The sequence below is a fragment of the Pseudomonas sp. TUM25319 genome (assembly GCF_056388475.1).
Genome location: NZ_CM150751.1, coordinates 4352744 through 4376166 on the forward strand (window position 1 = coordinate 4352744; position 23423 = coordinate 4376166).

The window sequence follows — 23423 nt, forward strand, 5'->3', positions numbered from 1 at the left end:
CGCCTGAAACCCGGACGCAGGGTTTCCTCAGCGACACATGAATCGAGGGTGCAGGAACGAGGGCGAAGCGGCAGGCGGGGACTCTAGCGCATCAGATGAGTACAACGGACAAAGCGAAGCCGGACGCTTTGCAGCGCCCGGCTTCGGCAAACAACAGGATCAGCTGTCCAGCAACGACTCCACATGGGCCGTGAACTCCGGCCCGCCCGGCAGTGCGATGTAGCGCACCTGCACGATGATGTCGGTCAGGTTCTGCAGGATCGCCTGTTGCTGTTCCGAACCGTGCCGGGGGAAATGCAGTTCCCAGGTGGACAACGCCCCGGTGCCCTCGAACGGCAGGTAACGCTCATCGGCGTAGCTGAGCTGGAACAGGCCGCTGTCGTCCACCCCGCTGGACAGGCAGATGCTCTGGCTGGCCCGCGGGTTGTAGAGGATGTTGCGGGTGTCCTGGTCGGGCTGGTTGTACAGCGCGTTCATCGCACGCTTGTCGGCCTCGAGCACCGTCCGGCTCGACACCTGGGTCAGTACTGCGCGCATGTTCTGCCAGGGCCCCAGAATTGCCGGGATCGACACCGTCACATTGATCAACTGGCGCAGGTAATGGCCGGGGTAATCACCGTCGAACATCCGCGGCGACAGCTCGAAAGCCAGCGTGCCGGTGCTGCCTTCCTGCAACGCCTTCAGCACCGTGGCCCAATCCGTACCCGGCTGGCTGTCGAACAGCGTCTTGAGCGACACGGTCTTGACGATTTCCTGGCGCCGTTCGAAACGTTTCAGGTAGGCAGCCTCCATGCGCAGTACCTGCAGGCGCAAGGCCTCGCCCGCCGTCAGGCCATGGAAGGTGTCGAACCAGACGTCCGGCTGGATGAAGCGCGACTTGTAGTCGCCCATTTCGTAATTCCAGCAGGCCTCGCAGCTCAGGCACAACGACACCACCGCGTCGTAGGCCTGGAAGTAGAAGGTCGACAGTTGACTGAGCAGCCATTGATAGAGATTGGCATTGGCGGTGCGGGTTTTCAGGTAACTGAAATGATGCTGGGCGTGTTCCTCGGCCTTGATAGCCTGGTCCCGTTGGGCGAGGCTGTGTCGGAGGGTGACCTGCTGGGCGGCAATCTGCTCGTCGCTCGCTAACAACTCGGCCTCGGCCTGGTCACGCTGGAAGATCCAGTCTTCGCGACGGCGGCGATACTGCTCGCTGACGAGCGACGCCTCACTGGCGGCTTCAAGCATATCGGCGACCATCTCAACCCCCTCGGCAGCGCCCTCTATCGCCGAATCAGGTTTGACATGACCGCCACCGACGGCCGTCACGATTACCGCAGTCATACCTGTCCCGGCGGCGACACTCTTCAGTGCCTTGGAAAACATCTTCATCGACTTAATCGAGAAATTCATGTTCTGCACAGTGCTCTCGGTAGAACTGACGTTCTGCTCCGCCAACCGGGCATAGTGATCACGACGTTGCTCGATACTCCTGCGAGTGGCCTGCAAGGCTTTCATCCCCGCCTCGCTCTGATCCAAAGCGATTGACTGCAACCGGATAGAGAAATGCGCCATCTCCCACACATGGGTTTGCTGCAGCTCCTCCAGCTTCGTCCGGCTGCGGTTTTCATGGTAGAGACGTACCTGATCGCCGAAACGGATGAGGAGGTCCACCGCGCTCTGGATCTTGGGCAGCATTATCCGGAAGCGGTACGGCGGAATCGGCGCCAGGCTGCCGACGCTGCGCTGCACCAGGCCGCTGCCGCCGTTCTGCGCCCGCAACAGCGCACGGGGATCGACCGGCGGTGCGTACAACGGCAGCAGCAGCGGCTTGCCATCCAGGGTCCGGTTGTCGCGCAGGTTGTGCAGGCGGCTGTCGAGGGTGTCCCACAGGTCGATCAGTTCGGTATTGATCGGCAGGCGGAAGCGCGGTACGTCGAGCAGGTCCAGCCAGGGGCTGGCGCCAGGGGCCAGGGCAAGGGCGGACGTGGCCGGTAATTGCGCGGCGATTCCGGCGAACAGGGCCGGGTCCGGTTGCGCCGCGGCCTCCAGCGCCACCGGCTCCCAACGGCCGATCATGCGGTTGTCGGGCCTGGGCCCCAGCAGTGTCAGCGCCCGGCTGTACATCAGCCGCGCCTCGGCCAGCGCGTCGCGGGTCAGGCGGCGGTAGAGCATGTCGCCATTGGCCACAAGATTGCGCACGTAGAAGGTGAAGATCGCCTTGCGGTAATGCACCGGCCTCGAATAGGCGATGGCATCGGGATCGGCGATCCCCTCGATTTCATAGTCGCCCCGGCTGGGTTCTTCCAGCGGGCGAACCGACCAGTAGAACGGGCTCGGCGGCTGGGTCGGCTTGAGTCGCGCTTGCGGGTTGAACAGGTAATGCAGCCACTGCTCGGCCTGGAGGTAGTCGAATTCGTGGTGCAGGCGCCAGGCCACCGCATGGGGAATGTGCAGGAACAGCTCCCAGAAGTAACGACCGTTGGCGCCGTGGAAATCCATCAGTTGCTTGGTCGTGGTGCCCGGCAGCGGCGGTTCGTTCATGTGCTGGGTGTCCCAGCTGAGCAACGCATCCACCGAAACCGCGGCGCGGGCCACCAGCTCCTTGGCGAACAGGGTATTGAGGCGAACGTACCTCAGCCCGTTGAGCCCCAGCGCGGCAAGGTCGAGGAACTGTCCGCCCTGCGCCGAGCCGAGAATGACCGGTGGCTTCTCCGGCAAAGGTGCCAGCGCGATATCGTACTGGTTGACCGAGGTGAAATTGCCACCCTCCACGGCAAAGCTGACAACCACCTTATCGGGAATCTGGTCCCCCGCACTGCCCAGCTCATACGAGATGAACGGACTGGCCAGGAAGCCCCGGTCCAGATCGTGCTCCACCTGCCACGGCGAGGGCGGCGATGACGCGTGTGTCACCAGTGACAACGTGCACTGCCGGGTGCTCAGCGAAGGATGCCAGCCGACATCGGCCTTGCCCTGGATCAGCAACACATACTTGCCCTGCGGGCTCACGCCCAGGCCGGCCCACAGATCGAGCCTGGCGTTGAAGAAGCCCGGTTTGTAATGCTCGCCGCTCTGGTTCAGCGAGGCCTTGATGGCGGCATATTCATCGCTGGCCAGGGGGTGCTGGAGCACCCGGGCTGTCGTGGAGAAATGTCGCGGGCACTTGACCAGTTTCGCCAGGTAGGGATCGCTTGGGGCCGGAGAAGCCGGACCGTGGTACAGCAGGTTGAAACGCATGTCCAGCACCAGGACTTCGCAGTTGCTGTCCCAGGCCGACTCAAGGCCGTAAGCGAAGACGACCTTCTTGTCGAACGGGTCGGACTCGCTGACGAATGCCGCGAAGGCGTCTGCCACGGGCGCCTCGCCCCGCTGCTGGTCATGTTTCAGCACGAAGCTCATGGGCACCGACCAGGTTCCGTCGAGCGTACGGTAAGCCATGTTGAGGCTGTAGACCGACCGCTCCTCATAGAGGCCGGGGGTATCGGCACGTTGCTCAGCCGCAGGCTTCTGCACGGTCTGGTGCTCGATCCAGCACACATACAGCCGCCCTTCCACCACCAGCGGCCGGATATGCAGGATCTCGTACCCTTTGGGGATTTCCACCGGCAGCCACTCGCTCCAGGCCGTGGGGCTGAGATAATCCGCACCGCCGTCGGCCCCCTGCGCGGCACCGAAACGCACCTGCACCTTGCGCCAGAAGTGGCCGTACGGTTCGACGCTCTGCCGGCCGATCAGGTAGTAGTCCGCGTTGCGGAAATCAGTGCCGTCGATGTAACCGGTCAGCACCTGGAGGTTGCTGATCTGCTCGAACTTGCCCAGATAAATCTGCAAGGCCTTCTGCACCGAATCGCTGGAAATCCGGCTCTGGTTGGTATCGTTGATGAAGTCGCGGAAGGCGCTGGTCTGCTTCAGGCGCAGATTCGGCTCGATGTAGTTTTCCGGATAATCCTGCAGCATCTGGTTGGCCGCCCAGACCGCGTATTCGCTTTTGCTCTGGCGCCATTGCTGCTGGATCTGACGGTCGAGGCGACCGTCATAGCCCGGCTCCATGCCATTGAGCACGGCATGGGTGTACTGCTGGATACTGGCGATGGCCGTGGAGATGCGACTGCTGTCCACCTTGGCATTGACCTGGTGGTCGATCAGCAGGAATTCATAGAGGTCTTCCTGGGTCGCGAGCTTGCGGCCTGCCGGCACGGTGTGCTGCGGCACCATCTGGCCAAGGTAGTAGTCCACCAGCGCGTCGCGGTAGTCCTCGGCGAACTCGGCTAAAAAGTTGTTCATGGCTGGTCACCTTCGGCGTCTGGGTTATCGAGCAAGGCGGGAATGGTGTGGTCGAGGTCGCCGATCAGGCGTACCGAAAGGTAGGTGGGGAAGTTGAGGCGGAACTTGATCTCGGCAGGTAACTCCGGAGAGATCTCCCTACTGATTAAATGGAAGGTGTCCCCCGTCGGCCTCGCGCTGTACATTGATGTTGCACCCGATACCACCCAGAGCCCGACAGACCAGACGCGGTTGGTGAATGGCCTGCCCTCCAGCGCTTTGCAGTCCAGCCTGGCCTGGAAGCTGCCGTTTTGTGTCGGGACGACTGTGATCTGGGCGATGGCAAACTCTTCCAAGCGCAAAGAAAGACTCGAGAGCAATTCACCCGCCAGAGAGAAATGCCGATCCCCCGTCGCTGCCCTCGTGGTTTCAACGGTCAGGCTGAGGTTGCCCTGCTCATCGCTCCATCCGTCACTGCGACAGGTCACGCCATCGGTGACAACCACCGGTCTGATCAATTCGAAATGACTGACCGGGCGGGAGCCACTTGTTAGGGTCGCAGTGAACGTATAGGTGCCACCTGGGTCAATCACGAACTGTTGACCGTCTTCGACCAAACCATCGGAGGCTTCCGCCATCAGGCTAAGTTGCACGTCCTTGAACACCTCGTCATCGCGCAAGGCACGGGTTGCAGAAATGAAGTGCAGACGCGTCTGCAATGCACCCAGGCCCTCGAAGAGGCAAACAGGCTCTGGGTCGTGACGGGTGGAGATACTTGGACCAAAGCGGACATTCTGTTTCTCATCGACGAACAACTGGGTTTCCGAAGCTTCAGCCCCATTGACCCACAGTTGCAGGTTGCGAGTATCGTCACGCAAAGTGAGTGGCTGGTTCGGATTCACACGCCGCAGACGGCCGGAGACCGCCGTGATGTCCTGGCCCAGCACGCTCCAGTCCAGGTAGCGCATCTCACACGCATCAAGATCCACCAACTCCCTCAACCGAATGAACAGTTCACGAGTCACCCCCAGGTTGGAGCTGATCTGGATCGCAATCTCGTTGCCATAGGGATCACTGTTAGGCAGGAACGCTGCCTCGCTGCAATCGATGGTCAGGATGATCTCGCCGCGCTCGTCGCAGTCGACCGGCTCGCCGATCGGCTGGTCGAAAACGATGCCCAGCGATTCAGGCGTGACACCGCCGGCCAGGGACAGGGTCAGGCGGCAGTCGCTGTCACCCGAACCATCGCTGCGCAAGGCGCGGATCGACAGGCGGGACACCAGGCCACGATCGGCGGCGAAGGCCCCTTCACCCAGGTCAAGCAGCCCGGGGCTGTCGGGCATCGGCGCCAGCAGCAACTCGGTATGCGCCTTCACCACCGAGACCTTGAACTCGACCTGGTCATCTTCGCGAATCGAGCGTGCGGTGATGGTCTGTTCGCCCATCTGGTCGACGGTGAAGTGGTTCTGGAAATGCGCCCTTCCGTCGGCCTGGGTGTAGGTGGTGCCCAGCAGCTTGCCGTCGCTGTACCAGCTCACCGGGTAGCCGGCCGCTTCCGGGCTCAGGCCCACCACGTAGCGCGCCGGTCGGCTCTGGTAGACCACGAAGTACTGCTGCGCGGGATCGCTGTAGACCATTCGCGGCAGCTCGTAGACGTCCACCGGGTCCGACGTCAGGGTCTGCAGCGTCTGGCCGTCGACCCGTGCATCGACACTGACCTGAACCTTGCCGGCCACCTGGGTGAGGTACTGGATGCGGGCGATACCATCGGGCCCGGTCTGGCTTTGCGCGGGGCTCTCGACGAAGCCGCCCTGGTCTGCCTTCCAGCTGACCAGCGCCCCCTCCACCGGGGTGCCATCGAGGTTGACGATGCGGCAACTGACCATTGCAGGCTGGGTCGTCGCCACGGTGCCGGCGAAGCGTACATATTGGAAATACGGCTGCTCGACGAACTCGACCGCGTCGAATTTCTCCTGCTCGCCGTTGGAACGGACATCGGCGACCACCTGCGCCGTGCCCGACGACAGGCTGCGCAAGCGGGCCGTGAGCATGCCGTCGGCGTCGGCGCGGGTCTGTGGATTGTCGAAGGTACCGAGGTTGGTGCTCCACTCCACCACCCGGTCGCGCCCGGGGTTCTGGTAGGTGTCGAGCAACTGCACGCTGTAGACGATCTCCCCGAGGTTGCCCGCCAGTGCTGTCTGCGGCGTGACCACCGGGTCGCGGAAGTACAGCGACTGGTCATCGCAATCGATCAGGATCAACGGCGCCCGCACCTGACGGTCGAGGCCGAAGCGGGCCACCACCTGAGCGGTGCCCATCAGGGCGCCGGGCAGCAGTTCCACATCCACTTGCCCCTGGGCATTGGTGGTGCCGGACGACACCGTGCCGAGCTGGCCGAGATCGGTTTCCCAGGTCACGCTTACCCCTTCCACCGGCTGGCCGAAGAAGTTCTTCACCGTCAGCAGGCACTTGGCGACCTGCCCCGACTGGGCCACCAGCCGTGGGTGATCGACCACGATCCAGCAGGTTTCGCTCTGCCCCAGTTCGCCTTCGTCCAGCACCAGGACACCCTCACGGTGCGCGGTCAGGCTGCTCACCGCACTGGCCGCAGCTTCACGGTACTGGTTGCGCTGGCTGTTGCTGAGCAGGCGGCTCAGGCTGATCACCGCCGACATGCTCAATTGCAGGGTTTCGCAGACGCCGCGGATCCGCACCAGATGATCCAGGTGCATCACGCTGTACAGGATGCCGTTGTCGGTGACTTCCCGAGCAGTGTCGAGGGTGTCGCGAATGCCGAAGCCGGTGAAGGCGGCGACCTTGCCGGCGGCGTCTTCGCGGATCAGTTGCAGGTCGGATTCGCCAAGGTCCGGTGGCAGCTCATCGACCAGTGCCAGGTAGTCGAGAATCGACTGCTCCGGCTGGCGGGCGAAGCCGATCAGGTGACGGTATTGCGCCAGCGCATGCAGTTGGCGGAAGTCCACCTCGATCACCGGCAACGCGCCAGTGCCGCGCGCCGGCTCGACGCCGAACCAGTGCGGATGGTGCAGGTAACTGCGCACCGCCAGCGGGCTCAGCGAGAAGGCTTCGACGATCGCCGCACGCTCGTCGAGGCGAGCCAGCAAGGCCAGAACGTCTGCCATCACGTCAACGCCGGTTTCCGGCAACCCCAGAGACTGCAGCGACTGGTGAATCCGCAGCACTTCGTCGAGCAGCTGGAAGCAGGTGCCTCCGGCCCACAGCAGCAACTCGCGGCTGAGCTCGGCGCTGCCGCCGAAGGTGCTCGCCAGCGATTCCCAGACCAGGCTCTGCTGCGCCGCGCGGGCGTCCATCACCAGGCTGGAGACCTTGATCAGCACGTCCGGGCCCTGGGGCAGTTCCAGGTCGACGATGATCACATTGATCCGAGCGTTGAGCGCCTCCTCGAACGCCGCGCTGGTGTCGTACTCGGCGATGTCATGAATCAGCCCCGACCCGGACAGGAAAGTCTTCAGCAGATCGAACCAGTCGATGGCCGTGGGCTGGTCAACGCCGAACACCATCGGCACACCCGCTTCGATGAAGGTGGCCTGGGTGATGATCGTCGGCAGCATGCGGGTGTGAATCTGCCCCAGCAGATCGCGCTCGCGCTCGCTGGCGGTGGCCATCGGCTTGAGCGGCATCAGGCGCTGGTACAGCCAACTGACGGTCACCTCGTTTTCCTGGCACCACTGCACGGCATCGGTCAGTGCCTGTACCACGCTGAGGGTGTCGCTGAGGTCGCTGTGCTGGAACACCGACAGGGTCGGCGTGATCAACCGCCCCACGTACTGATGGCCGCGCAGCCCCATCAGTTGCAGCAAGGCAATGACCTCGATGCTGGTCAGGCCGATCCAGGCGGCCAGCCGGGTCAGCCGATAGAATGCCGAAATCACCTCGTGCGACCAGTGCAGGATGTCGCCCTCGCCGTCGCTGATCTGCTGCAGATCGGCCCGGGACTGAACCAGGTAGCGCGCTACGTACAGGTAGGTTTCAAAACCGATGCCCAGAGCGCCGCACAGGTGCAGGATCTTGCGGTGCTCGTCATCGTTGGCCGGCATGACGTTGAAGGCGCTGTCATCCAGCACCAGGGGCTCGCTGAACAGCGCCGGGTCGTTGAATACCCGGTCGAACTGCGGTGGCACCGTGCCTCGGCCGTACAGCGCCACACCGTTCAGCACCGCGGCGAAGTCCTCGGCGCGAACCTTGAAGTCACGCCGCAGCCGGCGGAACAGCCCCAGCGCCCGCAAGGTGTTTTCACTGATCGCGGCACCTCGCCCGGCGTCACCGTGCTCGGCGAACAGCGCGGCATCGATGATCCGGTCGGTCTCATCGAAAGGCAGCTCCAGCCAGCGGGACAGCCGGACCATGCGCTGAATGCGATCGAAGTGATCGTCGGTGGCATTGCTCAGCTGGTGCTCGCCCCCAGTGCTGGCGATGCCCAGCACCGGTTCCTGCCCGGCGTTGATGTACACCGAGCCGTAGCGTGCCGCACTTGCCGGTGCCAGGCCGACAACGTGGGGTGATGCCATCGGAGCGCACGTCTCGATGGACAGCAGCGATTCCACGCCCGCCCGGTCCAGGCCCGTACGCTGGCAGAACTGCGTAAGGTCGAGCAGTTCGCTCATGCCCTGCACGCCATAGTGGCGCTCGTAGAAGCTGCTTTGTGCCGCGTAGGCGGACTCGCGCAGGAGCGTGCGCGGGCTGACCCGGGTCTGCACCGAACGAGCGCCCAGGCGCCGGGCGCCACGGGGGAAATACGCGGCCTCCAGCAGCAGCCCGCGTTGTTCCGGGCCCACGGCCAGGTCCATCTGCAACGCGTCATCCGAGCGCAGCGAGTGCAGCCCGCCCTGGCTGAAATAGGGGAACGCCGGGTCCAGTCGGCGGACCAGGTCGCCCAGGCCCAGGTCCTTGCGCGCCAGCACGCGGTTGATCTGCGACATGTAGCGTTCGAAAGGCAGGCCGAACGGATAACGCGCTTCCAGCAGCGCATCGTCGACGCTGCGCTGCCGTTCGTTGTGGTCATCCAGGTGTTGGCGCACCGCGTTTTCGAGAATCTCGTTGACCAGGTCGAGGGTGGGCACGACCTGCGACAGGCTCTGGTTATCCAGCAGCAGCCCCGGCAGATCGGGGCGCCTGGTCGCCAGGGGAATCGCCTTGTCCGGATCGGCCTGGGGTTCGATGACCTCGGTCACCCACTGGTACAACGCGGCCAGGTAGGCCGCCGGCGACGTGGTGGCTTCGATGGCGCCGGGGGTGCAGTTGTCGCCCCAACTGGGGCTGAACTGGCTTTCGAACGTCGGCCCTTCCACCAGCGCCCGCACGCCGGTGCGCCAGGCCGGCGCGGCCGCCTGGGTGGTGCACAGGCGTTGCTCGCGGTACTGCCGCGCCGCCAGGACGGCCAGGGCACTGGCGCGTTGATGCAGCGTGCGGGCGTCTTCGGCACCCAGGCCGGGGGCCAGCGCCTGCAAGCGCTCGACACCGCCACGGGCAATGGCAAACGCTGAATTCAGTCCCGCCTCAAGCAGGCACTCGGCCTGCTCAGGCCGGCTGACGATCTTCGCCAACGTAGGTTCTACGGATTCGGTTTTACGCCGGGTCATGAGCGACCTCTCCTTTTGTTCGGGGCGGCCCGAGGGGGGCCGTCGCTCAGTCGAAGCTAGCGAGAGAACACTTTTCCAGCTACTGACAGAAATATCAGGTACCGCCGCCAACCCCTCTATCTCAAGGGTTCTACACAGGAGCGCCAGGCAAGGTCGCGCTCCATGCGCTAGACATGGCGGTTATTGATTGATCTGGAATGATCACCCTCCAGCACCTCAAGGGCGCAGCGCGGCCATGGCCGCGCCCGCCCCCGACGCGCCGACAGGATCAGGTGTCCAGCAAGGACTCCACATGCGCGGCGAACTCCGGCCCGCCCGGCAGTGCGATGTAGCGCACCTGCACGATGATGTCGGTCAGGTTCTGCAGGATCGCCTGCTGCTGTTCCGAACCGTGCCGGGGGAAATGCAGTTCCCAGGTGGACAACGCCCCGGTGCCCTCGAACGGCAGGTATCGCTCGTCAGCGAAGCTGAGCTGGAACAGGCCGCTGTCGTCCAGCCCGCTGGACAGGCAGATGCTCTGGCTGGCCCGCGGGTTGTAGAGGATGTTGCGGGTGTCCTGATCGGGCTGGTCGTACAGCGCGTTCATGGCGCGCTTGTCGGGCTCGAGCACCGTCCGGCTCGACACCTGGGTCAGCACCGCACGCACGTTCTGCCAGGCGCCCAGCACCGCCGGGATCGACACCGACACGTTCACCAGCTGGCGCAGGTAATGGCCGGGGTAGTCACCGTCGAACATCCGCGGCGACAGCTCGAAGGCCAGTGTCCCGCTGGTGCCTTCCTGCAGCTCTTCCAGCGCCGTGGCCCAGTCGCTGCCCGGCAGGCTGTCGAACAGCGTCTTGAGCGACACGGTCTTGACGATTTCCTGGCGGCGTTCGAAGCGCTTCAGGTAAGCGGCCTCCATGCGCAGCACCTGCAGGCGCAGGGCCTCGCCTGCCGTCAGGCCATAGTAGTTGTCGAACCACACATCCGGCTGGATGAAGCGCGACTTGTAGTCGCCCATTTCGTAATTCCAGCAGGCTTCGCCGTTCAGGCACAACGCGACCACCGCGTCGTAGGCCTGGAAGTAGAAGGTCGACAGTTGACTGAGCAGCCATTGGTAGAGGTCGGCATTGGCGCTGCGGGTTTTCAGGTAACGGTAGTGATGCTGTGCCTGCTCCTCGGCCTTGATCACCATCGCCAGCTGAATACGGTTCTGTTCCAGGGCAACCCGCTGCGCGGTGATCTGCTCGTCGCTCACTGACAGCTCGGCCTCGGCCTGGTCGCGCTGGAATAGCCAGTCGGCATGACGGCGGCGATACTGCTCGGAGAGGGTCATCTGTTCGTGGATAGTCTTGGATGCAGCGCTGACGGCCGCCGCCACGCCGGCGGCGCCGCTCAACGCCGAGTCCGGTTTGACATGACCACCGCCAAAGGCGGTGACGATGACCGCGCCCATGCCCACGCCGCCGGCTGCAGCCAGCAGCGCCTCCGAGACAGTGTTGGAGACCGAACTCGCCAGAAGGAAGCCCTGTGCGCCGCGCTCGGTCTCGCTGACGTTCTCATCCGCCAGGCGGGCGTAATGATCACGACGCCGCTCGATGACCCGGCGGCTGGCCTGCAGGGCCTCAAGCCCCGCCTCGCCCTGCTCCAGGGCGTTTTCCTGCAACTGGATCGCGAATTGCGACAGCTCCAGCACATGGGATTGCTGCAGTTCTTCCAGCAGTGCCCGGCTGTGGTTTTCGTGGAAGAGGCGCACCTGATCGCCGAAACGGCTGAGGGCATCCACGGCGCTCTGGATCCGCGGCAGCATGGCCCGGAAGCGATACGGCGGAATCGGCGCCAGGCTGCCGACCCGGCGCTGCACCAGGCCATTGCCGCTGTTCTGCGCCCGCAGCAGGTCTCGGGGATCGGCCGGCGGGGCGTACAACGGCAGCAACATCGGCTTGCCGTCCAGGGTCAGGTTGTTGCGCAGGTTGTACAGGCGGCTGTAGAGGTTGTCCCACAGGTCCAGCAGGTCGCTGTTGATCGGCAGGCGGAAGCGTGGCACATCCAGCAGTTCCAGCCACAGCCGGTCATTGGGCACCACCTGCGCCAACGGCGTCGCCGGCAACTGCGCCTCAATCCGGGCGAACAGGTCCGGATCAGGCTCCCCGGCCCCCTCCAGCGTCACCGGCTCCCAGCGGCCGATCATGCGGTTGTCCGGTTTGGGACCGAGCAGCGACAACGCACGGCTGTACATCAGCCGCGCCTCGGCCAGCGCATCGCGGGTCAGGCGGCGGTAGAGCATGTCGCCATTGGCCAGGAGGTTACGCACGTAGAAGGTGAAGATCGACTTGCGGTAATGCACCGGTCGCGAGTAGGCGATGGCGTCGGGGTCGGCGACACCGACGATTTCGTACTCGCCGCGGCTGGGCTCCAGCAGCGGGCGGACCGACCAGTAGAGTGGCCTAGAAGGTGCGGGCGACCTCGGCGGCATCTTGAGACTCACCTGCGGATTGAACAGGTAGTGCAGCCACCGCTCCGCCTGGAGAAATTCGAACTCATGGTGCAAGCGCCAGGCCATGGCATGAGGGATGTGGAAAAACAGCTCCCAGAAGTAGCGACCATTGGCGCCATGGAAATCCATCACTTGCGGTGCCGAGGACCCAGGCAGCGGTGGCTCTTCGATGTGCTGTGTGTCCCAGTCGAGCAAGGCCTCCACCGATATCGCAGCGCGGGCAACCAACTCCTTGGTGAATAGTGTGTTGAGGCGAACGTGAACCAACCCCTTGAGTCCAAGGGTCGAAAAGTCAAGAAATTGCCCACCCGCCGGCGTAGCCAAGATTGAGGGTGGGCTTTGTCGAGCATCCATCAATGTAACGTCAAAGTGATTGGCGGATGTCGTACCGGCTCCTTCGATTTTCAAGCTCACTATTTGCTTACGTGGTATGTGGCCGTCTACTGTCTCAAGGCTTGTGCGAAGGTGCCACGAAAGCTGTAACCCTGGTTTGATCTGGACTGTCCTACTTTGTGAATCAGGTGAGGAACCCTGCCGAGTGATACTCAGTACCCTGTCAGACTCGACCATACCAGGACGCCAGGAAATACTTACTGCGACAGCACAGAAAAGCTCGCAATTACCCGCCTCATCGATCAATAGCCCACCGCTGACGTGGAGACCGCCATTGAAAGGACCGGCAATGTGATACTGCCCCGCAGGATTGACCACAAACCGCGCCTGGCTGTACTCCTCATTGACTGTCGGGTACTGCATCTTCTTGCTGTCGAGTGAAAACAGTTTCACAGATCTGGCAGCAGCCTTAAGGTCCTCCTCCCCGACCAGAGCCGATACTTTGCCATGGAACAGTTTCTGAAAGCGGGCATTCAAGACTACGACTTCACATTCGTCTTCCCATTCTTGCGAAAGGCCATAGCCAAACACGATTTTCTTGTCGCGCGGATGGACCTCACTGACGAACGCGACAAACGCATCTTTGCCGAGCTGATACTCCAGGTCGGTATTCAATGCGATACTCATCGGCACAGACCAACTGCCCTCGAGCGTCCGGTAGCTCACCAGCAGGTTGTACGCCGATCCCTCTTCATACAGACCAGGGATATCGGCACGCCGGGACGGCACCGGCCGTTGCACGGGTTCATGCTCCACCCAGACCACATACAAACGTCCATCCATCACCAACGGACGGATATGCAGCACCGTTCGGCCCTTGGGAATATCCACCGGTAACCACTCGCTCCAGGCGGTAGGGCTCAGGTAATCGTCATCATCGGCATCGGTTTTCGCCTCGCCGAACCTCACCTCCGCCTTGCGCCAGTAATAGCCGTGGGGTTCCACATTCTGCCGGCCGATCAGGTAGTAGTCGGAGTTGCGAAAATCCGTGCCATCGATATATCCGGTCAGCACGTCGAGGTTGCTGATGTGTTCGAACTTACCCAGATAATGATGCAACGCCTTTTGCACAGAGTCGCGGGAGATACGGCTCTGGTTGGTGTCGTTGATAAACTCGCGGAAGGCACTGGTCTGCTTCAGGCGCAGGTCCGGCTCGATGTAGTTCTCCGGATAATCCTGGAGCATCTGGTTGGCCGCCCACACCGCATACTCGCTCTTGCTCGTGCGCCAATCCTGTTGCACCCGGTCGTCGAACAGCCCTTCGTAGCCTGGTTCCATGCCGTTGAGAATGGCATGGATATACTGCTGCACGCTGGCCATGGCCGTTGCGATGCGGCTGCTATCGGCTTTGGCAGTAACCTGATGGTCGATCAGGAGGAATTCGTAAAGGTCTTCCTCCGTGACCAGCCCCTTGCCTGCGGGCACCGTATGCCGGGGGACGATCTGGCCGAGGTAGTAGGCGACCAGAGCGTCGCGGTGATCTTGGGCGAGTTCAGCGAACAGAGCGTTCATAGAGCCTCCGTCTTGTCTTTAATGACTACGGTTGCATTGCCATACACCATGAATCTGCGACTCAGTTCCACTCTTAGCACTGAACTAAGATGGGCGGGATCAACCGATAACCCAAACCGATTCATGAGCGTCGAAGAATCGAGATGCTCATTTCTCGATATTGACCTATCCTCCGACAGCCAATAAGTAATGTAGAAGTTTCTAGACGGAGCCACCTCACGCCACTGAATCCGCTGGAAAAATACTTCCCAATCTAACCGCACAAACCTTGGGTCGCTGGCATTTGTGATGCTGGCGTCTCCAGACCTTATCTCGAAGAATTCGCGCAAAGCCAGTGCGAAACGTCCATCGAAGGGCCCGATCCCTGCCGGGCAACCATAATCGCTATATCCTACGTCCGGCAAGATAACCTCTTGGGTGTTGCAGCGAAGATGGAAGCAACCGTCCGTATCACTTAGCAGGTTCGACAGCACAAACTTGGCGCGAACAATCGTGTGTTGAGGCTGGAACCAAAAAACTCCACTGACAGGAACACCCGCGTTCCTGATGCATGCCTTGAGCGTACCTTCCGCCTTGACGTCCATGAACAGGCGATCACCATCAACGACAAACATGTCATTGGTTCCACTTTCGAATGTGACGCGCAGGTCTGTCAGTATTTCGCTCTGCTTGAACTCGCGAATACCCGCGTTGAGCAAATGCAAACGCTTGCCCAACCCTTCGCGAGCGGAGAAGTGATACCGGCCGTCGATACTGATATCTATCGTTTTAAACACGGCGCACACACGCTGCAGCTCGTCGATCATTAGCTCTGCGTCGACACCGCTGCTTTCGTACCCGTCACCGGAAACCCTCAATGTTACGTGACCCTCCCGCAGTTGCGGTGAACGGCCGTCAGGTCGCTGGAAATACCCACAGATTCCTCCCAGGTTCGAGCCAGCTTTTTGAACCAACTTGAGGTCACATAGGGAAACATCTATAAAGTCGCGTAACGCGATCGTCACTTGCGCGGTAACCCCGAGATTACTCGTCACCAAAAGAACACATTCGTTATTGAACAAATCACTGTTTGCCTGGAACGCGGCGTTGGAACAGTCGATCTGGAGAATCGCTTCCCCCGCCTCGTCGCAGAACAGTTTTTCGCCGAGCGCCGGAATGAAGCCGATATTGAGGCTGTCAGGATCTGCACCGTCCATGCGGGCGAACGTCACCCAGGCGTTGTCGTCCCCGGCGCCACCATCGCGCAGTGCCCTGATAACCAGCCGGCCCTTCGCCCGGCGATCCACCATGAAGCCGGCGTCCTGGCCAGGGAGAGGTAACAACCCGGTCTGGTCGTCCGGGAGGGTGATCTCGATCAGATTGTGGGCTTCAGTGACATCGACTTTGAATTCAACCTTGTCACCCGCTTTCACCGTACGCGCGGTCACGGTCTGCTCGCCCACCTCTGCGTCCACGAAATGGCGTTTGTATATCGCCGTTCCGTCACGATCAGTGTAAATCGTGGCCAGCAACTCATCATCCAGCCACCACTCGACTGGGTAACCGGAAATCGCGGGGCTGAGCGTCACCCGGAACTCTGCAGGCCTGGCCTGACGGATAACGAAATATTGGTGCGCTGGCTCGAACCCATTGATTTCAGGCAGCAAGTAAACCGTGGTGAGTTCAGACTGAAGCTCGATCAAGGCCTTGTCGTCCACCACGGCATTCACTGCAACCCGAACCACGCCGGCGTCATTGCTGAGGTACTGGATAGTGGCAATGCCGTTTGCGTCGGTCACGCTCTGCGCAGCGCCGACGAAGCCACCGAGACTCGCCGACCACGATACCGTGGCACCCGCCACCGGACTGTCGTCGAGATTGACGACGCGGCAGGTGACCGTGACCGGCTGTGTCGTCGCAGCCGGTCCGCTGAAGCGAACGAACTGGAAGCGTGGCTGTTCGAGGAATTCCACCACGTCGAACTGCTCCTCGTTGCCATTGTGCTCGAACCGCACCACCACCTGTGCCTGGCCTGAAGACAGGCTGCGCAGGTTGGCGCGGGCGAAGCCATCGGCATCGGTACGGGTCTGCGGACGAGTGAAAGCCCCCAGATCGGTACTCCACAGCAACACGCGATCACGCCCCGGGTTGTTATAGCGATCAAGCAGTTGAACACTGTAGTTGACCTCTCCCAGATTGCCTGCCAGCGCCTCTTTTGGCGAAAAGACAGGATCCCTGAAATCCAGCGAATCATCGTCGCAGTCGATCAGAATCAGAGGCGCGCGCACCTGGCGATCCAGGCCGAAGCGCGCTTCCACCTGGGCCGTTCCCATCTGTTCGGCCGCATTCAGTTCGATCTCGACCCGGCCGTTGATATCGGTACTGCCCGAAGACGGCGCGCCAAGCTGACCAAGGTCGGTCTCCCAAGTCACGGTGACACCTGCCACCGGCTGTCCGAAGAGGTCTTTTACCGTCAGCAGGCACCGCGATATTTCGCCGGACTTCGCCACCAGCCGCTCGCGGTCCACGACAATCCAGGAGGTTTCGCTCTGCCCCAACTCGCCCTCGTTCACCACCGCCATACCCTCGCGATTAGCGGTCAGGCTGCTCAGCGCGCCTTCGGCGGCCTCGCGGTACTCGCTGCGTGGGCTGTTGCCCAGCAGGCGACTGAGGGCAACGACGGCAGGGGTACTCAGTTGCAGGCGTTCGCAGGCCTGCCGAATGCGCACAAGATGGTCCAGTTGCATCACCGTCGCGATGACACCATTGGCGGTGACTTCGCGGGCCGTCTCGAGGGTGTCGCGAATACCGAAGCCGGTAAACGCGGCCACCTTGCCGGCGGCATCCTCGCGGATCATCTGCAGGTCTGCCTCGCTGAGGTCCGGCGGCAACTCGTCTACCAGCGCCAGGTAATCCAGCACGGTCTGTTCCGGCTGGCGGGCAAATTCCAGCAGGTGGCGGTACTGCGCCAGCATGTGCAACTGACGGAAATCGACCTCGGTTGCCCCTGACGCGTTCTCTTGTGCTACCGGATCGACGCCGAACCACTGCGGGTGACGCAGGTAGCTGCGCACGGCCAGCGGGCTGAGGGTGAAGGCCTCGACAATGGCGGCTCGCTCGCTCAGACGAGTCAGCAAGATCAACACCTCGCCCATGACCTCGATATCGGTTTCAGGCAGTTGTGACGACCGTAGCGTGTCATGGATCCGCAGCACTTCATCGAGCAACTGGTAACAGGTTCCCCCCGACCAGGCCAACAATTCGCGGCTGAGTTCGGCACTGCCACGGAAGGTGTCGCTTAGCGACTCCCAGACCAGGCTCTGCTGCATGGCCCGGGCGTCCATGACCAGGCGGGCAACCTTTATCAGGACGTCATCTCCACCCGGCAACTCCAGGTGGTCGATAATTACCTGAATGCGGGCAGTCAGTGCCGCTTCGAAGTCGTCACTGTTTTCATACACGGCGAGATCGTGAACCAGCCCCTTGGCCGAGATAAATATCTGCAAGTGCTCGAACCAGTCGACGGGCATCGGGATATCGCCGCCGGCAACCATCGGCACGCCAGCCTCGATGAACGAGGACTGGGTAATGATCGCCGGCAGCATCCGCACATGGATCTGCCCGAGCAGGTCACGCTCCCGTTCGCCGGCCATGGCCAGCGGCGCCAGCGGCATCAGTCGCTGATACAGCCAGCTCACGCTGACGTCGTTGTCACGGCACCACCGCACCGCATCGGTCAGCGCCTGCACCACGCTCAGGGTGTCGGCGAGGGTGCTGTGCTGATAGACCGCCAGGCCCGGTTTCACCATGCGCGAGACATACTGATGGCCTCGTTGCCCGATCAATTGCAGCAAGGCGATGGCCTCGACAGGGGTCAGCCCGATCCAGGCCGCCAGCCGGGTCAGCCGGTAGAAGGTCGAGATCACCCCGTGCGACCAGCGCAGCATCTCGCCCTCGCCCAGGGCGACCTGCTCCGGATCGGCCTCGCTCTGGACGATGTAGCGCGCCACGTACAGGTAGGTTTCGTAGCCGATGCCGAGGGCGCCGCACAGGTGCAGAATCCTGCGGTATTCCGCTTCGTTGGCCGGAACGATGCTGAAGGGGCTGTCGTCCAGCACCAGCGGCTCGCTGAACAGCGTCGGGTCGTTGAACACCCGGTCGAACTGCGGGCGATCGATGCCCCGTCCGTACAGGGCAACGCCGCTCAACAGCGCGGCGAAGTCTTCGGCGCGGACCTTGTAGTCGCGGCGCAGGCGCCGGAACAGGCCCAGCGCACGCAGGGTGTTTTCGCCAATGGCTTCGCCGCGCCCGGCCTCGCCATGCTCGGCCAGCAGCGCCGCCTCGATGATCTGATCGAGCTCGCCGAACGGCACCTCCAGCCAGCGCGACAGCCGGACCATGCGCTGGATGCGGTCGAAATGGTCATCGGTGGCGTTCGTCAACTGATGCTTGCCGTCACTGCTGGAGATCCCCAAGGCCGGCTCCTGGCCGGCGTTGATATACACCGCGCCGAAGCGGGCCGGGCTGGCCGCTGCCAGCCCTCTGCTGTTGGGCGAAGCCATCGGTGCGCAGGTTTCGATGGACAGCAGCGACTCGACACCGGCGCGGTCGAGGCCGGTACGCTGGCAGAACGTCGTCAGGTCGAGCAATTCGGCCTTGTCCTGCACGCCGTAATGGCGCTGGAAGAACGTGCTCTGCGCCACCTGCGCCGACTCGCGCAGCAGTGACCGCGGGTTGACCCGGGTCTGCACCGAGCGCGCGCTCAGGCGCCGGCTGCCCCGGGGAAAATAGGCGGCTTCCAGCAGCAGCGCCCGCTGCTCGGGCCCTACCCCCAGGTCCATCTGCAAGGCGTCGTCGGAGCGTGGCGAGTGCAGCCGGCCCTGGCTGAAATAGGGAAACGCCGGGTCGAGCTGGCGAACCAGGTCGCCGAGGGCCTGGTCCTTGCGCCCGAGCACACGGTTGATCTGCGACATGTAGCGCTCGAACGGCAGGATGAACGGGTAGCGTGCTTCGAGCAGCGCATCGTCGACGCTGCGCTGCCGTTCGTTGTGGTCATCCAGGTCTTTGCGCGCCGCGCTTTCGAGGATCTCGTTGACCAGGCTGAGGGTCGGTACCACTTCCGACAGGCTCTGGTTATCCAGTACCAGGCCAGCCAGATCAGGGCGCCGGTCCGCCAGCGGGATCGCTTTGGCCGGGTCGGCCTTGGGCTCGAGCGTCTGCGTGGCAAAGGTCCACAGCGACGTCAGGTAGGCCGCCGGCGAGGTGGTGGCCTCGATGGCGCCGGGGGTGCAGTTGTCGCTCCAGCTGGGGCTGAACTGGCTTTCGAAGGTCGGGCCGTCCACCAGGGCCCGCACACCGGTGCGCCAGGGCTGTTCAGCCGGTTGCGCGGCGGTGAGGCGCTGCTCGCGGTAGTGCCGCGCCGCCAGCACCGCCAGGGCGCTCGCCCGTTGGTGCAGGGTCTGCGCCTGTTCATTGCCCAGGGAGGGGTCCAGGGCCTGCAGTTGTTCGATACTGATTTTGGCGATCGCGAACGCCGAACTCAGTCCGGCCTGCAACAAGCGCTCGGCCTGCTCGGGCTGGGCGATCCTTGCCAGGGGTTGCGTGGCGGGTTGCTGCTTGCGCCGGGCCATGGGCGACCTCTCCTTCGAGCCGGGGCGACCGAAACGGTCGCTACTCACTCGAAGCTAGCCAGAGATCGATTTTGCGGCTACTGACAAAAATATCAGGTGCCCGATCCAACCGCTCTAGCACAGGCCTTTCAGTTTTTCCGCACGCGCAGAAAATGGGTTCAGACTGCGACCATCACCCGATTACGCCCCGCCTGCTTGGCCTGGTACATCAAGTCGTCCGCCTGTCTGAGGGCGTCGGCGAAGTGGCCGGCCTCGGGGCACAGCGTCACGCCAAGGGACGCGGTGACCGTCCCCACCGGCTCGATTCGCGTCAGTTCCACCAGGCGCCGCACGCGCTCGGCCACGTCGGTGGCCGCCGCCAGCGAGGTGTCGGGCAACAGCAACAGAAACTCCTCGCCTCCCAGGCGAAACGCCAGGTCACCCTCCCGCGAGCATTGCCGCAACACCCCGGCCAGGCGTGCCAAGACCTCATCGCCGACATCATGGCCGTGAGTGTCATTGATCGATTTGAAACGATCGACATCCAGCACCACCAGCGCGCACGCCTGGTCGCGACCACTTATCAACCCGATCGCCTCGTCCAGCCCGCGACGGTTGAACAGCCCGGTCAGCGGATCGGTCTGCGCCTGCAGGTTGAGCCGGCCCAGACGCTCCTGCATCAGGCCGATACCGCGCAGCAGTGCGCGCTTGATGTGATCGGCCTCGAAATACCAGGCCCGGACACGCTGCAGACGCTCCGGTGAACTGCTGGCATCCATGGCATTGGCGTTGTCGGCCAGTTGCCGCAATGGCCGGGTGATCAACCGCGCCATCCACCAGATGCCCACCAGAATCAGCAACCCCACCGGCGCGGTGCGATAGACCATGCGCCACATCAGGCTGTCCAGCGGTGCCACGGTCTCGCGGTAGGGCTTTTGCGAGACCACGCCCCAGCCGGTCAGCGGGATGGTGGCGAAGCCGGCGAGCATGTCTACGCCCTGCGAGTTGGTCACCTGCATGGCGCCGCTTTCACCGTCCAGCAATCGATCCACGGCGAGGTTCCGGCCCACCACGCTGCCCACCCGGTCGAACTGCGGGTGATAGAGCAGGCGCCGGTTGTTGTCCACCACGTAGCTCAAGGTGCCGTCGCGGTAAAAGTGGTTGCTGATCAGGGTGTGCAGGATGCCCTTCTCGCGCAGGTACACCGCGCCGCCAATGAAACCCAGGTAGCGCTTCTGCTGGTCGAACACCGGGTGGGAAATGTACACCACCAGGTTGCCGGTGCTCGAGGTGTAGGCATCGCTGATCAGCGGCGCACGACTGTTCAGCGCGTGTTCGGCGCCGCTGGAGGTCAGGGCCTGGCCATCGTGCAGCAGCGACGGCGGCCAGGCCGCCAGTACATGCCCCCCGGCATCGACGATGGTGATGGCGTTGAAGCCGGCATCCTGCTCCTGGATCCGCCGGGCCTCGGCGTGCAGCAGGCGCGGATCGTCGAACTGCCGGTGCAGTTGCCCCACGCTGTAGGCCAGTTGCTGCTGGGCCGACAGCAGGAAGGCATCGATGCTCGACGCCACCTTGGCGGCGTAGGCCCGGTTGGCTTCCAGGGCGTTCTCCACCAGCACCTGGTGCTGCACCTGCCGGGCCGCGTAGAAACTGTTGGCCAGGGTCACCCCGGCGGTCACCAGGGCGAACAGCAGGATGAGCGTGCGCAGGTCGATGTGCTTGAAGGTCATTGGCCCCATCCGTGTCCGACAAATCCTCAGAACGATAGATCAGAACCCTGTAGCAGGCGTCTGAAGACTGGGTGAGACATCTCGAACAACTGACGGTTGCCTTTGACCAAGGTCGGCCCCGATAGCCGCAACATTTTGTACAAACCCGCAGGCCGATTGTTTATGCTGGCGGGCTTATGCCATGGCGCATCGCCACATCGACAAGTACCCGTCCATGAAAGTATTCATCGTCCTGCTTTTTGTCTTTTCCATCGCCTACGTGCACTTCCGGGGCCGCGTGCGGCACAAGATCACCCGTCAGTTGGGCGACCACTCCAGCTTCCTGGCGCCGGTCAACGCCTTCCTGTACCTGTTCTCGCGCTTGCCGGCCAAACCGTACCTGCCGGTGGAGTCGTTCCCCGAGCTCAAGCCGCTACAGGACAACTGGCGCGAGATCCGCGAAGAAGCCTTGCAACTGCTGCATGTGGGCGAGATCAAGAGCTCGCAGAACTACGATGACGTGGGCTTCAATTCGTTCTTCAAGAGTGGCTGGAAGCGCTTTTACCTGAAGTGGTATGGCGAGAGTCATCCTTCGGCGATGAAACTGTGCCCGCGCACCACCGAACTGCTGCAAAGCATCGGCACGGTCAAGGCGGCGATGTTCGCCACCTTGCCGCCGGGCTCGAAACTGGTACGCCACCGCGACCCGTACGCCGGCTCCTACCGCTACCACCTGGGGCTGGACACGCCCAACGACGAAGCCTGCTACATCTGCGTCGATGGCGAGAACTACCACTGGCGCGACGGCGAGGCCGTGGTCTTCGACGAAACCTACATTCACTACGCCGCCAACCAGACCGAGCACAACCGGGTGATCCTGTTCTGCGACGTCGAGCGCCCGCTCAAGTACCGTTGGGCCACTGCGTTCAACCGCTGGTTCAGTGCGAATGTCATGGCCGCCGCTGCAGCGCCCAACGATGCCGGCGACAAGACCGGTGGCATCAACCGCCTGTTCACCCGCATCTACAAGATCCGCGAGCGCGGCAAGGCGCTGAAGAAGCGCAACCGCGCGCGGTACTACGCCGAGAAATGGGCAGTGGTGGCGCTGATTGCGCTGGTGTTCATCTACATCTGACCGGTTTGAGTGGGCTCATCGCCGGCAACGCCGGCTCCCACGAGGTTTTGTGCCAGGCAATGGGCCGGTGCATGGTGGCAGGCCACGGTTTTTCCGAACAGGCGCCGCAGATCCCGTTACTTGAGGATGGTCAGCATGATCCGCACATCCTCGTCCCCGACATTGCGAAACCAGTGCTCGCAGTCCACCCGCACCGTCGCGGTATCCCCTGCCCGCAGTTCGATCACCTGATCACCGGCATTCACTTCCAGCGTCCCTGAAAGAATATGGAAAATCTCCCGCCCACCGCTCCGGTGCGGGGCAAACCGCGCCGATGACGCGCCCGGCGGCACGGTGTAGGACAACAACTCCAGATCCGCACTCGGCCGCGCCAGCGCCAGCCGGACAATGCCGGTGGCCTCGTCGACAAAGCGCAGGTTCTCCCCCGCACGGGTGACTTCGGCGTAATCCTGCTCGATCAGTTCCGACAGGTCACACCCCAGCCCCCGGGCGATCGCCAGGGCATTGCGCAGGCTCGGGCTCAACATCCCCCGCTCCAGCCGCGACAACGCCGCCGCCGACACACCGCTGTTGTGCGCCAGTTGATCCAGGGTCACCCCCAATTGCAGCCGGCGCTGACGCACCGCAGCGCCGAATTGCCCGTGTTCCGCCTGTTCGTGGTCGTCTTTCATCCTGAACCTTTTTAACCTTGCGAATTTACCAATAAGCAAATAATAATTGCGCAACCGCAAATTCGAGTAT

Annotated in this window: 7 protein-coding genes; 1 reads left to right on the plus strand and 6 read right to left on the minus strand. The window is 62.8% G+C overall.

The genetic code is table 11. The features are described 5' to 3' along the window. Positions 1-159: 159 nt before the first annotated feature. The 5 genes from AC05QJ_RS19905 to AC05QJ_RS19925 form a co-directional block, all read right to left on the minus strand. On the minus strand, positions 160-4269 hold the full coding sequence (locus tag AC05QJ_RS19905) for a Tc toxin subunit A-related protein (RefSeq protein WP_476743002.1): 4110 nt from the start codon (positions 4267-4269) through the stop codon (positions 160-162). Next, entirely contained in the window at positions 4266-9866 is a 5601-nt protein-coding gene (locus AC05QJ_RS19910) for a Tc toxin subunit A (protein ID WP_476743003.1), read from the minus strand. The genes AC05QJ_RS19905 and AC05QJ_RS19910 overlap by 4 nt, the downstream gene beginning before the upstream one ends. Positions 9867-10134: 268 nt before the next feature. Next, a complete protein-coding gene (locus tag AC05QJ_RS19915; RefSeq protein WP_476743004.1) occupies positions 10135-14247 on the minus strand; it encodes a Tc toxin subunit A-related protein in 4113 nt (1370 codons plus the stop codon). Then, entirely contained in the window at positions 14244-19856 is a 5613-nt protein-coding gene (locus AC05QJ_RS19920; RefSeq protein ID WP_476743005.1) for a Tc toxin subunit A, read from the minus strand. The genes AC05QJ_RS19915 and AC05QJ_RS19920 overlap by 4 nt, the downstream gene beginning before the upstream one ends. Positions 19857-20014: 158 nt before the next feature. Further along, entirely contained in the window at positions 20015-21568 is a 1554-nt protein-coding gene (locus AC05QJ_RS19925) for a sensor domain-containing diguanylate cyclase (RefSeq protein WP_476743006.1), read from the minus strand. Positions 21569-21782: 214 nt separating this feature from the next. On the opposite strand from AC05QJ_RS19925, the gene lpxO reads away from it, so the two are divergent. Then, positions 21783-22682 carry a lipid A hydroxylase LpxO gene (gene lpxO, locus AC05QJ_RS19930; protein WP_476747973.1) on the plus strand — a complete coding sequence of 300 codons (900 nt, stop codon included), beginning with the start codon at positions 21783-21785 and terminating at the stop codon, positions 22680-22682. Between the two features lie 116 nt (positions 22683-22798). Here lpxO and AC05QJ_RS19935 read toward each other — a convergent pair whose 3' ends face one another. Beyond that, the gene (locus AC05QJ_RS19935; protein WP_476743007.1) at positions 22799-23353 is read right to left on the minus strand and encodes a helix-turn-helix domain-containing protein; all 555 of its coding nucleotides are present in this window, start codon (positions 23351-23353) and stop codon (positions 22799-22801) included. Between the last annotated feature and the right edge of the window lie 70 nt (positions 23354-23423).